The 15,343-nt window shown below is 69.2% G+C and carries 13 protein-coding genes; 9 read left to right on the top strand and 4 right to left on the bottom strand.

Features of this window, described 5'->3' with window-relative positions:
- Positions 1–95: 95 nt before the first annotated feature.
- Positions 96–461 carry a tail fiber domain-containing protein gene (locus tag ACSMTC_RS04530; protein ID WP_436558338.1) on the bottom strand — a complete coding sequence of 122 codons (366 nt, stop codon included), beginning with the start codon at positions 459–461 and terminating at the stop codon, positions 96–98.
- A gap of 86 nt (positions 462–547) precedes the next feature.
- A complete protein-coding gene (locus ACSMTC_RS04535) occupies positions 548–1,042 on the bottom strand; it encodes a hypothetical protein (RefSeq protein ID WP_436558339.1) in 495 nt (164 codons plus the stop codon).
- 224 nt (positions 1,043–1,266) lie between these two features.
- Here ACSMTC_RS04535 and ACSMTC_RS04540 point away from each other — a divergent pair, with 224 nt between their 5' ends.
- Positions 1,267–1,476 (top strand): hypothetical protein, encoded by a 210-nt coding sequence (locus ACSMTC_RS04540; RefSeq protein WP_436558340.1) that lies wholly within the window; start codon positions 1,267–1,269, stop codon positions 1,474–1,476.
- Positions 1,477–1,715: 239 nt separating this feature from the next.
- Here the strand turns inward: ACSMTC_RS04540 and ACSMTC_RS04545 are convergent, their stop codons facing one another.
- Entirely contained in the window at positions 1,716–1,961 is a 246-nt protein-coding gene (locus tag ACSMTC_RS04545) for a hypothetical protein (protein WP_436558341.1), read from the bottom strand.
- Positions 1,962–2,537: 576 nt separating this feature from the next.
- Between ACSMTC_RS04545 and ACSMTC_RS04550 the strand changes: the two genes are divergently transcribed.
- From ACSMTC_RS04550 to ACSMTC_RS04575, 6 genes are all read left to right on the top strand, one after another.
- Positions 2,538–3,590, top strand: coding sequence for a substrate-binding domain-containing protein (locus ACSMTC_RS04550; RefSeq protein WP_436558342.1), 1,053 nt, complete (start codon positions 2,538–2,540; stop codon positions 3,588–3,590).
- 1,249 nt (positions 3,591–4,839) lie between these two features.
- Entirely contained in the window at positions 4,840–5,814 is a 975-nt protein-coding gene (locus ACSMTC_RS04555; RefSeq protein WP_436558343.1) for an ABC transporter permease, read from the top strand.
- A complete protein-coding gene (locus ACSMTC_RS04560) occupies positions 5,811–6,710 on the top strand; it encodes a carbohydrate ABC transporter permease (RefSeq protein WP_436558344.1) in 900 nt (299 codons plus the stop codon). Before ACSMTC_RS04555 ends, ACSMTC_RS04560 begins: the two co-directional genes overlap by 4 nt.
- 118 nt (positions 6,711–6,828) lie before the next feature.
- Positions 6,829–8,487, top strand: a complete 1,659-nt coding sequence (locus tag ACSMTC_RS04565; RefSeq protein WP_436558345.1) for an extracellular solute-binding protein — start codon at positions 6,829–6,831, stop codon at positions 8,485–8,487.
- Positions 8,488–8,613: 126 nt separating this feature from the next.
- Positions 8,614–9,489, top strand: a complete 876-nt coding sequence (locus ACSMTC_RS04570) for a helix-turn-helix transcriptional regulator (protein ID WP_436558346.1) — start codon at positions 8,614–8,616, stop codon at positions 9,487–9,489.
- Positions 9,490–9,617: 128 nt separating this feature from the next.
- Complete coding sequence (locus ACSMTC_RS04575; protein WP_436558347.1) at positions 9,618–10,469, top strand: oxidoreductase; 852 nt, start codon at positions 9,618–9,620, stop codon at positions 10,467–10,469.
- Positions 10,470–10,633: 164 nt separating this feature from the next.
- Here the strand turns inward: ACSMTC_RS04575 and ACSMTC_RS04580 are convergent, their stop codons facing one another.
- A complete protein-coding gene (locus ACSMTC_RS04580; RefSeq protein ID WP_436558348.1) occupies positions 10,634–11,542 on the bottom strand; it encodes an oxidoreductase in 909 nt (302 codons plus the stop codon).
- A 233-nt stretch (positions 11,543–11,775) separates the two neighbouring features.
- Here ACSMTC_RS04580 and ACSMTC_RS04585 point away from each other — a divergent pair, with 233 nt between their 5' ends.
- Together ACSMTC_RS04585 and ACSMTC_RS04590 are read left to right on the top strand one after the other, a co-directional pair.
- Positions 11,776–12,765 (top strand): ArsR/SmtB family transcription factor, encoded by a 990-nt coding sequence (locus tag ACSMTC_RS04585; RefSeq protein ID WP_436564591.1) that lies wholly within the window; start codon positions 11,776–11,778, stop codon positions 12,763–12,765.
- A gap of 283 nt (positions 12,766–13,048) precedes the next feature.
- On the top strand, positions 13,049–15,316 hold the full coding sequence (locus ACSMTC_RS04590) for a SpoIIE family protein phosphatase (RefSeq protein ID WP_436564592.1): 2,268 nt from the start codon (positions 13,049–13,051) through the stop codon (positions 15,314–15,316).
- Positions 15,317–15,343 lie beyond the last annotated feature (27 nt).

Below are 15,343 nucleotides of genomic sequence, written 5' to 3' on the forward strand. Positions count from 1 at the left end.
CGGAGCGGCGGATGCCGCCACCGCGCCGACGGGCCCGAGGCTCAGCGACGCGAGCGCGACGACAACGGCCGAGACGGCCCTGCCTGCGGGGAGCCTCACGGTGTCTCCAACGGGATGATAGAACGTGGGCGGGTCGACGAAGGACGCGCAGGGCCGGTGTCGGCGGGCGCACTTTCCTGCGGCGAGCCTCCGGCGCTCTCGCGGACGCGGTCGACTTCGGCGGTCAGCTCGTCGATACGGCGGTTGAGGGCCTGGATACACACCAGGGAGACGCCGAGACCGTCGACGACGGGGATGGTGGTGTCGTCCCGGTTGAAGCCGAAGGCGGCGTGCCAGTCCTGGGCCATCGGCCCGAGGTGGCGCACGTCTTCAGGCTCCCACAGGTAGCGCCAGGTACTGACGGGCAGCGCGGCCACGGTCTCCAGGACCGCATAGCCGTTGACCGCACTACCCGGGGCCACCGCGTCACCCTCCCGCGCGCCGGCCGAACGACGGGCCGGGGCACTGTGGTCAGCCGCCCGGGAGCGGCGGCGGAAGACACGCACCTCTAACGGCTCCAGTCGACCGGAACGACACCCTGCTTGAGCCCACGGTCGCTGAAGAGAAGGCTGCCCAGGGGAACGAAATCGTCCCCGACGGTGATCGCCCCATGCGCGCTGGCCGGTGTGTGGACGCCATCACCGAGCAGCACCGCGTCATAGCCGGCCAGCAACTCCTGGGCCGTGCCGGGGCCGAGGTTCTCCGACGCGGCGATCGCGGCGATACCGCTGTGGTTCGTGTAAGCCGCCCCCAGCAGTCGACCTCCGGCGCTGTAGAACTGGACCTGCACACCGCGGACGGGCTCTCCGGAGACGGCGTCGACGACGGTCGCACTGATGTTTTCCAGCTGCATCTGCGTGACGTTCAACGAGCCCTGGCCGGCGGCGATGTTGACCGGCTGGAGGCTGGGGCATTCCGCGCCGCTGCACGGCGAGGCCGGCGGGGTCGCCGCCGACGCGATGGCACCGCTCCCCACACCCAGCGACACCAGAGCCGCTGCCATCACCGTGACAGTCTTACGAGCCAAAGAGGCCATGTTCACTCCAAGTTGAATTGCCCGCACGCGTTCCGAACAGCGCACTGCGGCTGGGGCGAGCGGGACGCGCATGCGGCACGCGACGAGTGCCGCCCTCTCCCGGGCGACGCAAAAGAGCGTATGGGCAGCAGTCCAGCCCGACCTTGTGCCAACCGGGAGTTCGCACAATCTGATGAACCAACAGCAGAGCAATGACGAACGCACTCGACGAGCACAAACGAATGAGCGGCGACATCGGCCACGCGGTGCGCACAGGGACCACCACTGGCACCAGCGACACCCCCATCGGCCGCCCGCTCGAAAGCCCCGCCGCACGGCCGGACGAGGCGATCACGTCGCAGACCTCACTGGCGTCAGCGCATTCGACGCCGCCGTCGCCTCGGCGGTCCTACGCGAACTGACCCGGTAGACGCCACGTACTGCTAGCGTCAGCGCGCCGGGCGGCGAAGTCGGTGTGGATCGCCTCGATGCCCTCTGGGTACACCTGCGCCAACTCGTGTTCGACGAGGGCTCGGTAGACGCAGGCGATGCTGGGAGCTCTGTCCCTTGCCCTTGCCGAAGTGCGGCCCTGTACGTAGGTGACAACAAGACTTGGCAGTCCAGATGCCGTCATATCGAAGAGAATTGACACCAGCCCAGGTCAGAGGGCGCCACGAGTGACATCTATGGAGGGCGGTCGCAGAGCAGCCCAGCGAGCCGAGGTTGCTGACCGCGGTGTAGGGCGCTCGATGGCCTCGCGGATCAACTCCTCGGCCCGTTCAGCCGATTCGGCCGGTTCGACGGTGTGGCCGACGATGTAGCGGCTGAAGATGTCGATGATGACGTAGGCGTGGTACCCGATGCCCTTCCTGGGGCCGGCCGCCTTGGCGATGTCCCAGGTGAACACCTGAGATGGCGCGGTGGCGACCAGTTCGCGCCCTTCTCGCCCTCGGGCGCGGCGTCGTACCCGGCCACGATCCGTAGCTTGTACTCGGGGCTGAACGTGCGGCGCTTCGGCCTGGGGGCCGGGTCGGACGCGGATGGCTTGGCACTGGTCATCAGGGGTGGAACTCCTACTCGGGCCCTCTCAGGCTGACCCGACAAAGCGGGATGTCTCACCCAAGGCCGGCAGAGAGGGGCAGGTCGACATCTGCGTCGCTGATGGAATTCCTGAAGGCCGGGCCTCGGGAAGCGGTCCGATCGCACACCCAGTGATCGGACCGCCAGGCGAGATCGGGGCCGAGAATCGCACCGCGCCAGGTGGGCGACCGCCCGCTCAGCGGTTCGCGGTCCCAAGGCGGTGCCTGGTGAGGCAAACCACCCGGCACCCGACAACCACCGTCTCACTGACCTCAGCGCCATGTGTGCCATCAGATGCAGGCCATCCCCGCCGACTTCGCATGGTATCGATCGAATGATACAAATTGATCCTTGCCAGACCATGCGCGTAGCGCTCCGAGCCCGATCGAGGAAGAGAATGATTATGACGGCTGAGGCACGCCGAGCCAAGATCGTGGAGCTTGTCCGCGAACTCGGGACCGTTCGCGTGGTGGACCTCGCGGAGCGGCTGGGACTTGCCGCCGTCACCGTGCGCCGGGACGTCGCGACGCTGGCTGACAACGGGGCGCTGCACCGCTCGCACGGCGCGGTCTCGATGCCCGCGGGCGGGACCTCGCCGACTGTGCCCGAAGGCCGCGAGCGAGTCGTCGGCATGCTCGTTCCCACGGTCCGTCAGTACTTCGACGAGATCATCGACGGTGCGAGGTCCGCGGCGATCGCGGTCGGCGCGCGCTTGGTGCTCGGGATCGCGCCGTACGAGGCGGGCGACGACCGCGCGCAGGTGGACCAGTTGCTGGAGTCCGGAGTCGACGGTCTATTGGTCACGCCGAACTGGACACCGGAGCGTCCTGACGGGCACAGCTCCTGGATGCGCGAACTCCCAGTTCCCACAGTCCTGGTGGAGCGCCGTGCCCCGGTCGACAGCGTCTGCGTCGCCCTGGACTCGGTAAGCTCCGACCACCGCCACGGTGTCATGCTGGCGCTTCGCCACCTGGCCGAGCTCGGGCACGGCTCAGTGGCGCTGGCAGCCCGCCAGAACAGCTGGACGGCTTTCCAGGTGCGGGCCGGCTACGCCGAGGGCGTCCGGCTGCTCGGTCTCGAGCCACAGCCGGTGATCGACATCGAGCGACCGGGGCGGGAGACGGAAGCCGTCGCGGCACGGATCGCCGAGGGCGTTGCGGCGGGCGTGCGGGCAGTGCTGGTACACAACGACCAAGAGGCCATCCAACTGGTGCCCGTGCTGCGCGCCCGAGGCCTGCACGTGCCTGACGACGTTGCCCTGATCTCGTACGACGACGTGTTCGCGGCCCTGGCCGCCCCGCCGTTGACCGCCGTCGCACCGCCCAAGCGTGCAGTGGGAGCGGCAGCGCTGGAGTTGCTGCTGCGGCGCCTGGGGGGCGGCGAGCTGCCCGTCCACCACGTGGAGCTGCTGCCGGAGCTGAAGGTCCGCGCCTCCTGCGGCGGCGAAGCAGTATGACGTGGCGTCAGGTAGGCCGGGTGAGGTAGTTCGGGCAGCCCGGCTCCAGCAGGGGCGACAGGGGGGCGGCGTCCGGGTGCCACGATGCCTCGTACTCCCAGGAAGCCCAGCAGTCCGGTGGCAGCAACCGCACGCAGTCGGCGATCGGCAGCAGCCCCGCGCCGAGCGGCAGCGGGGCGAGGTCATGAGCCCCGGCGATGCCCTTGACCTGGACGTAGCCGAGGTGGGGGGCGAGCGCGGCGTATGAATCGGTGGGTGATTCGTCGGCCAGGTGGGGTGTGCATCAGGTCCCACAGGGCACCGACGGCCGGATGCGCGACCAGTTGGAGCAGACGGGCGATGTCACGTCCGCCGCGGCTCTGACCCTGCGTGGCGGAGGACGGCAGCCAGCAGGCCGTCAGCAGCCGCCTCCCAGTGCACCCTGGTCCAGCCTGTGCGGGGGCTGAGCGCGTGGTCTTCCGAGAGTAAGTGGATCAGGGACATGGTGAATGCTCCTCGGTCCGGTCGGCGGATCGAACCTAGAGATCCAGAGATCGAAAGTCAAATATGCCGAACGAATGGTCAAGTGACTTGAGAGCCTGGTGTCATCGGCCGGGTATCCCGAGGAAAACTGACGATGCACCGCTGTTCCCGTATGATCGCATGGGATCACTTGATACTTATCCCTTGACTATGATCGAAGCTGGCTGCAAGATGACCGCATCCCTCGCTGGCTGGCTACAGTTCGGCGATCGGTGTTCCCCTCGGGTGCGCTGGCCCCCATTCACGGAAGCCGAGTCATGTCCACCACTCATCGCCGCGGTCGCAGCTGCACCAAGCCGCCTCCGACCAGATCATCACAGCGGCCGGAGTACTGGACACTCACCCAAACCCCCCTGGTCGGCGCCATCGGAAAGGCCGTCCTGGACAGCCTCCTGCCTCCTCGTCACATCCGGCTGAGCGTCCGCAGGGTCAAACGGCCGGTGCCCCGCTTCCGCGCGCCGTCCAACGACCAGCGCCCCTCGAAGAGCCGGCAGACACCCCGCATCGACATCGTGATCGTCGAAGCCCGGCCTGCTACGACATCAGCGGCAAAACTGATGGGAAACATCGCACACAGCCCCCTCACGGAGCTCCGCGGCGAACTTCCGCCTCTTGTCTGCCATGACTCTCAACTTCCCCTGCAGTCACGGCGTCTACGCTGCGAGAGGACGCTCATTGCCGCCCCGGGCTCCCGATCCATCGACATGACAAGACGGAGGTTGGCCACATGGCTGTCGCAGTGACGGGGAGGTCGTCGCCGGCGGAGCGCGCCGCCGAGCCCCCAGCACGGCGCGGCACCTCCTGGCGCACGCGGCTGCGGCGGGACAGGGTCCTGCTGCTGATGATGCTTCCGGGCGTGCTCTACTTCGCGATCTTCCAGTACCTCGCGCAGCTCGGGAACGTCATCGCGTTCAAGGACTACGTGCCGTTCGTCGGCATCAAGGACAGCGCCTGGGTCGGCTTCCAGAACTTCACGGTGCTGTGGCAGGACCCGGCCTTCTGGCGGGCGGTCGTCAACTCCCTGGAACTGGCCGCCCTCCAGCTGCTCTTCTTCTTCCCGGTGCCGCTGGCCCTGGCGCTGCTGCTGCACAGTCTGACCCGCGACTGGGTCCGCAAGCTGGTGGTCAGCTTCGTCTACCTGCCGCACTTCATCTCGTGGGTGATCGTGGTCGGCCTGTTCGTGCAGGTGCTGGGCCCCAACGGGATGGCCAACGGGCTGCTCTCCCGTGACAGCCACCACCACCTGGTCACCCTGTTCACCGACCCGGCGATGTTCAAGCCGATGATGATCATCGAGCTGATCTGGAAGGACTGCGGCTGGGGGACGATCATCTTCCTCGCCGCGCTCTACCAGGTCGACGACGGCCTCTACGAGGCCGCCGCGCTGGACGGTGCGGGCTGGGGCCGGCGGCACTGGCACGTGACGCTGCCGTCGATCCGCCCGGTCATCGTGCTGCTTCTGATCATGCGGGTCGGCGACATCCTCAGCGTCGGCTTCGACCAGGTCATGCAGCAGCGGGACACCTTCGGACCGCAAGCCTCGGAAGTCATGGACACCTACGTCTACTACCACGGCGTACAGGACGGGAACTTCTCCACCGGAGCCGTGGCCGGACTCTTCAAGGGTGTCATCGCCCTGATCCTCGTCATCGGGGCCAACAGGATCGCGCACAGGCTCGGAGAGCAGGGGATCTACCAGTGAGTGCAGCTACCACCGCCCGCCCGGCGTGGCCGGGCAAGCCCAAGCCGGTCGTCAGCGCGGCCAAAGCGGTGGCCGTCGTCGTCATCCTGCTGCTGGTGGCGATCCCCTTCTGGCTGGTCCTCGCGACCAGCATCTCTTCCGACCGGCAGGTGATGGCCGATGGCGGCTGGTCCCTGTGGCCGGACCGGATCGACCTGCACGCCTATGCGGACGTCCTGAACGGCGGGATCATCGGGCACGCGATCCTGGTCTCCGCGATGGTGACGGCGATCGGCACGGTCCTGAGCCTGGCCTCCACCACCCTGCTCGCCTACGCGCTGTCACGGCCGAACGTCCTGGGCGGCAAGCCGGTCCTGCTGGCCATCCTGTTCACCTTCCTGTTCCCCGCCGGCATGATCCCGAGCTTCCTGATCGTCACCGACCTGAAGCTCACGGGCCATCTCGGTGCCCTGTTCCTGCCGGTCATGATCAACGTCTTCAACCTGGTGGTGATGCGCGGCTTCTTCCAGGGCATCCCCGAGGAGCTCTACGAGGCGGCCCGGCTCGACGGCGCGGGCGAACTCAGGACGCTGCTGCGCATCGTGCTGCCACTGTCGAAGGCGATCATCGCCGTCGTCGGCCTCTACTACGCGGTCGCCTACTGGAACGACTACTTCCGCGCGATGCTCTACCTCAACAACAGCAGCGCGGACCAGCTGCCGCTCTCCACGGTCCTGCGCGGGTACCTGACCAGCACCAACGCCCAGTCCGAGACCGGCGAGGCGATGCTGACGCAGGCACCGCAGAAGACCATCGCGGCCATCGTCGTCATGGGTGTGCTGCCCATCGCGGCCGCGTTCCCGTTCCTGCAGCGCTTCTTCGCGAAGGGTGTTCTCACCGGCGCCGTGAAGAGCTGACACCCCGTCGGCACGCACGGCCCAAGACCACCTGCCCGCTGTGACCGGACTCGATGCCAGCCGCTTGGACGCGAGTCGAAGGAATGCGCTGTCCCCACCCCGCAAGGAGCCTTTCGCCATGAACTCCGAATTCTCCCGGAGGAGCCTCCTCCGCACCATCGCCGGCGTGGCGGTCGGTGCGGCAGCCCTGCCGTCCCTGGCGGCGTGCGGCAGCGGCACGTCCGCCACGTCGGCCGGCAACGCCGGTAAGACGCTGGCCCCTTGGCCCACCTACACCCCGGTCAAGGGCCTCCGCCCGGACCTGCCGGCGACGGCGTCCGGTGTGCTGGACACGTTCCTGACCTACCCGTCGAACCTGGTGCAGGCGGTGCCGTCCAAGCCCGGTGACGGTTCGACGGTCAAGGTCATGATGATCACCTACGGCGCCCCGCCCAAGGGGCCGGACAGCAACAGGATGTGGAAGGCCGTCAATGACGCGGCCGGCGTGAACATCGAGCTGACCATGCTGGCAGACGCCGACTTCATGGTGAAGTACTCCACCATGATGGCCAGCGGAGATCTGCCGGACATCATGATGCTCGGCAGGTCTCCGCTGCCCAACGAGGCTCAGTTCCTCCAGGCCAAGTGCGCGGACCTGAGCGAACACCTGTCCGGCGATGCCGGAGCGAGGGACTACCCGAACCTCGCGGCGATCCCGGGCTACGCCTGGGACGCCATGGGCCGGGTCGGCGGACGGATCTACAGCGTGCCGATCCACCGGCCCCTCCTGGGCCACTCGGTCTTCGCCGACTCCGACAGGTTCACCGCGGCCGGTATCTGGCAGCCGACGGTGGGCGGTCTGAAGAAGGACGACCTCACCAAGGGCCTCGTCTCGCTGAACACCCAGGGCCACTACGCGCTCGGCACGTCGACCGCCGCGAACTTCGGCTATCTGACCCACGCCGGAGTGCACGGCGCCCCGAACGTGTGGAGCCTCAACAGCGGTACCTTCACCGCGACCTACGGCACCGAGCAGTTCAAGGCCGCCATCGCCACCATGGCCGAGTGGTACGGCAAGGGCCTGTACGACCCGGCGGCGCTGACCACGTCGCTGGCGCAGGCGAACAACTTCTTCACGAACGGCACGTACCTCAGCATCACCGCCGGCTTCGGCGGGTTCACCACCTACGCCCAGAACATCGGCGACACGTTCAAGGTGGACTTCCTCCGCCCGTACGACGCCGGCACCACGCCGACGCCGTGGTTCGCGCAGAGCTACTTCGGCTACACCGCGCTGAAGCAGGCCTCGCCGGAGCGCATCAAGATGCTGCTGCGCGTCCTGAACTTCTTCGCCTCGCCGTTCGGGTCCAAGGAGTACGAGTTGATCACGTACGGCATCGAAGGCGTGCACTTCACGCGCGGCAAGGACGGCGGCCCGTCGGTCCCGACCGAGCTCGGCAAGGTCGAGAACAGCGTCAACCTGCCCTTCGGGTACATCGCCTCACCGCCGATGGTGAACTACATCCCCGGCCGGCCCGAGGCGGCCAAGCGCTGTTACCAGGCGCAGGTGGACATCGTGCCGAAGGGTGTCGCCGACCCCTCCCTCGGCATCCAGTCCGCGACCCGCAACAAGCAGTGGCCCACCCTGCTGAACATGGTGAACACCGGCATCAACAACATCGTCACCGGCAAGCAACCGATCTCCGCCTGGGACGGCGTGGTGAAGCGCTGGAAGAGCCAGGGCGGCGACGCCATCGCCGCCGAACTCGCCGCCGAGTACGGGAAGTCGCACGGCTGACACGGAGCACCTGGCCGCCCTCGGCGGACCCTGCCGAGTCCCGCGGCCTCGCACGACCTGGTGCGTAGTACTGGCAGGACCACCTACACCCTTGGTGATCGACTGGGTGAAGAGCAGACTTGGGGCATGGGCGACAACGACTTGGGCGACTTCCTGCGGGCCCGCCGTGCCGGACTCACGCCGGATGAGATCGGTCTGCCGGTCGAGTTCGGCGCCGGTCGCCGGGTCGCCGGTCTGCGGCGCGGTGAGGTCGCGCGGCTGGCCGGGGTGAGCACCGAGTACTACACCCGTCTGGAGCAAGGCCGCGCCCGGCAGCCGTCCGAACAGGTACTGCATGCCCTCTGCGACGCGCTGCGGTTCGATGACATCGAGCGGCGGCATCTGTTCGCCCTCGCGGGCACCACAGCCGGGCACAAGGACCGGGCCGAGCACTCGTCACGGCTACGACCGGCGCTGCGACAGGTGCTGGAGTCGATGGATCCGGCTCCTGCTTTCGTCAGCGACCGGAACCTCACTGTCGTCGGCGGGAACACGATGTGGGCGTTGCTGTTTCCCGGTGTGGCCGAGCTGCCGCGCCGGGAACGCAGCATGGCGCGCTGGACGCTGCTGGATCCGCGCGCTCGCCTGGTGTGGTGCGACTGGGAACGCGTCGCCCGCGACTACGTGCACGGGTTGCGGCTGGCCGCCGCCGCCCAGCCGCGAAACCAGCACATCGCCACCCTGATCGGTGAGCTGATGATGCGCTCACCCGAGTTCCCGGCGTGGTGGTCGGAACACCGCGTCCAGGAACGCAGCACCGGCCTCAAACGCCTCCACCACCCTGTCGTCGGTGACCTGGAACTGCAGTACGAGATCTTCACCTCGGTCGCCGACCCGGGCCAATCGCTCGTCGTCTACTGCGCGCCGTCCGGCTCGCCGTCCCAGGAGCGCCTGCGACTGCTGGCCAGCTGGGGCAGCGAACCCGCCACCGCGACTACCCGGGACACCGCCGCCGGGTCCTGACCACCGCCCGAACCGGGCGATCCAGCACCGACACCACCCGGACACGACCCCGCCGAACCCACGGGGTCGATGCCGCCGTGCCCACGCACGCCCGCGGCCTGACACTCATCCACGGAAGGACACCCGTAGTGAGCAAGACATTCCTGATCACCGGCGTCAGCACCGGCCTCGGACTGGCCATCGCCCGGCGGGCCCTGGCGGCCGGGCACCGGGTCGCGGGCACCGTGCGCACCGAGCGGCACGCGGCCGCCTTCCGGGCGCTGGACCCCGACCGCGCCCGGGCCTTCGTCCTCGACCTGTCCGACGCGGACCGGATCGACCCCACGGTGCGGGCCGCCGAAGCGGAACTGGGCCCGATCGAAGTGCTCGTCGCCAACGCGGGCTACGGGCTCGAAGGCACCTTCGAAGAGTCATCGATGGCCGATCTGCGCCGCCAGTTCGAGGTCAACGTATTCGGCACGGTAGCGACCGTGAAGGCGGTCCTGCCCGGCATGCGGGAACGGCGCGGCGGCCACATCTTCGTGATCACCTCGATGGGCGGGCACACCACCTTCCCCGGACTGGCGTTCTACGAAGGCAGCAAGCACGCCCTGGTAGGCATCACCGACACCCTCGCCCAAGAGGTCAACCAGTTCAGCGTGCGGGTCACCGCCGTAGCTCCCGGCGCGTTCAAAACCGACTGGGCAGGTAGGTCACTGGTCCGCGCACCACGCAGCATCGCCGACTACGACGCACTGTTCGACCCGATCCGGACCCGTCGCCAGGCCCTCGCGGGTCAGGGCATCGGTGACCCCGACCGCGCGGGCGACGCCATCCTCACCCTCCTGGACGCGGAGAAGCCTCCCGTGCACATCCTGCTCGGCTCGGACGCGCTGCGCCTGGTCACCGCCGGGCGCCGGCGCGTCCAGGACGACTTCGACGCCTGGGAGGAACTCAGCCGCTCCACCGACTCCACCGAAGGCGGAGTAACGGTCGCCTGACACCGGGCAATTCACCAGGCCCGCGTACCCGGCTGCTCGCCGCCTTGCCTTCATGACGGCGATTCTCTCCTCCGCCGCCCGGCCCGGCATCCGGGTGGATCCCCGACAAATCCCTGATGTCTCAGGGGCGATGGGCGCATCGGCGCGTCAACGCGGCGCCTTGTTCACGCCGATTCGTGGTGGAGGGAGTCCAGGACGGCGAGTTCGTCCTCGGAGAGGCGCAGCGAGCCGGCGGCCACGTTCTGGGCGAGGTGGTCGAGGTCGCCGGTGCCGGGAATGGCCAGGACGTGAGGGCCGCGGTGCAGCGTCCACGCCAGCCGGACCTGGGCCGTGCTCACCCCGCGGGCGCGGGCGATGGCGTGCACCTCGCCGCTGTCGCCGGTACTCGCGCCGGCCGTGCGTCCGCGGCCGGCGATCGAGTAGAACGGCACGAACGCGACCTGCTGTTCGCCGCAGATACGCAGGAACTCCTCCTGCTCGGGCGATGCGCCGATGCCGTACATGTTCTGGACGCAGACCACCGGTGCGATGGTCTGGGCCTCGGCGAGGTGGTGGGGGCGGACGTTGGACAGGCCCAGGTGGCGGATGAGTCCGGCGTCGCGCAGTTCGGCGAGTGCGGCGAAGCGTTCGGCGATGGAGTCGGTGCCGACGATGCGCAGGTTCACGACGTCGAGGTGGTCGCGGCCGAGCTGGCGCAGGTTCTCCTCGACCTGGCCGCGCAGCTGTCCGGGGGTGGCATGGGGCAGCCAGTTCCCCGAGGAGTCGCGGCCCGGTCCGACCTTGGTGGTGATGACGAGGTCGTCCGGGTAGGGGGCCAGTGCCCGGTTGATCAGCTCGTTGGCGGAGCGCAGTGACGAGAAGTAGAACGCGGCGGTGTCGATGTGGTTCACGCCGAGCTCGACCGCGCGACGCAGCACGCCGACCGCCTGGTCGCGGTCGCGCGGGACGGCGTCGGGCGCGAACGCCTCGCCGTGCTGCGTCAGGCGCATCGCCCCGAAACCGATCCGGTTGACCGTGCGCTCGCCCAGCTTCCAACTGCCCGATTCCGCGGCGGAGATCATCTGTGAGGTCATGGCGGGATGATCTACGCACGGTAGGCTGCCCCGCCATTGATTAAGACCGACCGGCAATAGGGAGCGTGGATCAAGGAGCGGGGCGAGAGCCGAGTCTGGGCGTGCATCGTGAGGAGAGCGCAGCGGCGCTGCGCGCGACGAGGGATGTGCGTCCAGGCGAGAGCTATCGGCACGCGACGCCGCGGGCCCTATTGCCGGTCGGTCTAAGACATGGCTGAATCCGTGGAGGGGTGATCGTGGCGGAGCTGGCGTTCTCGGCGAGCGATCTGGCGCAGGTGCGGTTCGCCGTCTCAGCGATGTGGGAGGTCGCGCCCAGCTACCGCCTGCTGACGTCCCACACCGCACATCCGGTCCACCGGCCCTGGGCCGACCAGGTACGGCCGCGCCTGGTGGCCGCCGGGCTGGACCGGGGATGGCTCTCCGAGCTGATCCCGCCCACCGGCTACGTGCCCGACTTCCTCACCCCTCCCCCTGCCGGACCGGCCCCCGCGCCGACCACGGAGTGGGATGCGATCCGGGCCTCGCCCGCCGACCGGGTACGCCAGGACCTCGATCACCTCGCCCGTCACCAGGGGCGCCTCGGCCCCCGGCTGCGGACCCTGCACGCCGACCCGGCCTCCGGCCTGGCCGAGGTCACACAAGAGATCGAAAGGTACTGGGAGTTGGCGCTGGCCCCCTACTGGGCACGGCTCCGGGTGGCGCTGGACGCCGACGTCTTCCACCGGGCCCGCACGGTCGCCGAGCACGGCGCGGGCCGCCTGTTCAACGACCTGCACACCTCGGTGAGTTGGAACGACGACGTATTGAGGCTGGACCGCTGGAAACGGAACCTGCCCCGAGGGTCCACGGGCACGGGACTGCTGCTCATCCCTTCGGCGTTCACCGGACCCGACCTGCGCACCAGGGTGCGACCGCCGGACCCGCCGCAACTCGCCTACCCGGCACGGGGAATCGGCACACTGTGGGAGACACGGCCCGTGACCGGAGCCGCCGTCCTCACCCCCGTCCTCGGCCGTTCGCGGACCCTGCTGCTGACCGAGCTGGCGACCCCGGCCTCCACCACCGAACTGGCCCACCGCACCGGGCTCTCCCCGGCCGGGGTGTCCCAGTACCTCACCGCGCTACGCAACGCGGGTCTGGTCAGCGCCCACCGTGCCGGCCGCTCCGTCCTCTACGCCCGCACCTCTGCCGCCGAAACCCTCCTCGAAGCCGCCTCCGCCTGAGGCTCAGGAAGTCAGGCCCCCGAAGGACTTCCGGACTCGGTGATCGCGGCCCTGGTCGGTGATCGAGACCCGCACACTGCCGATCAGCACATGACGGAATCATCGTTTTCCGGCACTTTCACTGGGCATATGCGACAGCGGTGCGTCAGTTGCGGACATGCGCGGGCGGCTGCGGTCCGGATGTGCTGGGCTGAGCGAAACGCGGTGAACTGCAAGTCAGGGGGCGGCGATGGGAGACACGGCTGATGCGGCGTCCTGGGGCGGAGGCTTCTCCGCCGACCGGATGCCCTGCCACTCAGGGGCGGCATCCCGGGCGGGCAGACCGGGGGCGGCCGAGGAGCGGTTCCGGGGGCTGCTGGAGGCCGCTCCGGACGCCATGGTGATCGTGGACGACACCGGGACCATCACCCTGGTCAACGCCCAGACCGAGGCACTCTTCGGCTACCGGCGAGAGGAACTCCTCGGCCGACCCGTCGAGTTGCTGGTACCGGGCCGCTTCCGCGCACACCACACCGCCCACCGCGACGGCTACGCCGCCAACCGCCAGGTCCGCCCGATGGGCGCCGGACTGGAACTGCACGGACTGCGCAAGGACGGCACCGAGTTCCCCGTCGAAATCAGCCTCAGCCCCCTGGAGACCACCGACGGACTCCTCATCTCCGCCGCCGTCCGCGACGTCAGCGACCGCAAAGCCGCCGAGGAGCGGTTCCGGGGGCTGCTGGAGGCCGCTCCGGACGCCATGGTGATCGTGGACGACACCGGGACCATCACCCTGGTCAACGCCCAGACCGAGGCACTCTTCGGCTACCGGCGCGAGGAACTCCTCGGCCGACCCGTCGAGTTGCTGGTACCAGGCCGCTTCCGCGCACACCACACCGCCCACCGCGACGGCTACGCCGCCAACCGCCAGGTCCGCCCGATGGGCGCCGGACTGGAACTGCACGGACTGCGCAAGGACGGCACCGAGTTCCCTGTCGAGATCAGCCTCAGCCCCCTGGAGACCACCGACGGACTCCTCATCTCCGCCGCCGTCCGCGACGTCAGCGACCGCAAAGCCGCCGAGGAGCGCATCAACGAGCTTGCCGCACTGGTGGAGTCCTCCCAGGACGCGATCCTCGCCAAGACCCTCGACGGCCAGATCACCTACTGGAACGCCGCCGCCCACCGCATGTACGGCTACACGGCCGAGGAGGCCATCGGCCGGCACGTGGCCCTGCTGGCCCCGCCCGACCACCACTCCGAGATCACCGCGCTGCTGGAGCGCCTGCGGAACGGGGAGAAGGTCGAGCACTTCGAGACCCTCCGCGCCACCCGCGCCGGCGAGCTGGTGGACGTGGACGTCACCCTGTGGCCCACCCGCGCCGCCGACGGCACGGTCATCGGAGCCTGCGCCATCGTCCGCGACATCAGCGACCGCAAGCGGGCCGAGGCCGAACTGACCGCTCTCTACGAGCAGCAGCGGCACATCGCGCTCACCCTGCAGCGCAGCCTGATGGGCACCCCGCCCACCATTCCGGGCCTGGCCGCCGCCCACCGCTATCTGCCCGCCACCCAGGGCGCCGGGGTGGGCGGCGACTGGCTCGACCTCATCCCGCTCGGCGCCGGCCGGGTCGGCGTGCTGGTCGGTGACGTGATGGGCCGCGGCCTGGAAGCCGCCGCCCTCATGGGACAGTTGCGCTCCGCCGCCCACGCCCTGGCCAAGACCGGCATGCAGCCGTGCCAGCTCATGCAGGCCCTGGACGCGGTCATAGCCGACCTGGACCTCCCCGACCAGCTGATCACCTGCTGCTATCTGGTCGTCGTCCCGGACACCGGAGAGGTGACCCTCTGCTCGGCCGGGCACCTGCCGGTCTTCGCCGTCACCCCCGACCACGGCGTGCGTACCCTGGCCGCCCCCGTGAACGCGCCGCTGGGCGTCGGCGACATCATCCACCAGCAGGCCTCCACCACCGTCCCGCCCGGCACCACCCTCGCCCTCTACACCGACGGCCTGGTCGAAACCCCCGGCAGCGACATCGAACACCAACTCGACCAGCTCGCCGACGCCCTCACCGACGCCTTCGCCACCACCAGCAGCCTGGAGACCGCCACCGACCACGTACTGGCCGCCGTGCTGCCCGACGTCCACGGCCACAACGACGACGTCACGCTGCTCCTGGCCCAGCTCCCCGCCGACCTGCCGGCCAGCACCGCCGGAACCGAGCTGCCCGCCGTCCCCTCCGCCGTGTCCGAGGCCCGCGCCTTCCTCACCAAGGTCCTGACCTCCTGGGACTGCGCCCACACGGCCGATGACGCCCGGCTGCTGCTCTCCGAGATCCTCACCAACGCCGTCCAGCACGCCCGGGGACCGCTCGGCCTGCACCTGCGCCGCACCGGCACCGAGCTCACCGTCGAACTCAGCGACCAGAGCCCCCGACTGCCCCAGCCGCGACCGGCCGCCGCCGACGACGAATCAGGACGCGGCCTCCTCCTCGTCGACGCCCTCGCCGACAGGTGGGGTGTCCGCCCCGGCAACCAGGGCAAGACGACCTGGTTCACCCTCCGGCTGTGAACCACCGGCCATGCGAAGTGCCGACAG

Origin of the sequence: Kitasatospora sp. HPM-01-4, from assembly GCF_051374625.1 — a bacterium.
Classification (GTDB): Bacteria; Actinomycetota; Actinomycetes; order Streptomycetales; family Streptomycetaceae; genus Kitasatospora.

Excerpts from the sequence above, each read along its gene's own strand:
- ACSMTC_RS04535 (WP_436558339.1), bottom strand. The coding sequence starts at position 1,042 with ATGGCAGCGGCTCTGGTGTCGCTGGGTGTGGGGAGCGGTGCCATCGCG.
- ACSMTC_RS04540 (WP_436558340.1), top strand. The coding sequence starts at position 1,267 with ATGACGAACGCACTCGACGAGCACAAACGAATGAGCGGCGACATCGGC.
- ACSMTC_RS04550 (WP_436558342.1), top strand. The coding sequence starts at position 2,538 with ATGACGGCTGAGGCACGCCGAGCCAAGATCGTGGAGCTTGTCCGCGAA.
- ACSMTC_RS04555 (WP_436558343.1), top strand. The coding sequence starts at position 4,840 with ATGGCTGTCGCAGTGACGGGGAGGTCGTCGCCGGCGGAGCGCGCCGCC.
- ACSMTC_RS04565 (WP_436558345.1), top strand. The coding sequence starts at position 6,829 with ATGAACTCCGAATTCTCCCGGAGGAGCCTCCTCCGCACCATCGCCGGC.
- ACSMTC_RS04570 (WP_436558346.1), top strand. The coding sequence starts at position 8,614 with ATGGGCGACAACGACTTGGGCGACTTCCTGCGGGCCCGCCGTGCCGGA.
- ACSMTC_RS04580 (WP_436558348.1), bottom strand. The coding sequence starts at position 11,542 with ATGACCTCACAGATGATCTCCGCCGCGGAATCGGGCAGTTGGAAGCTG.
- ACSMTC_RS04590 (WP_436564592.1), top strand. The coding sequence starts at position 13,049 with ATGCCCTGCCACTCAGGGGCGGCATCCCGGGCGGGCAGACCGGGGGCG.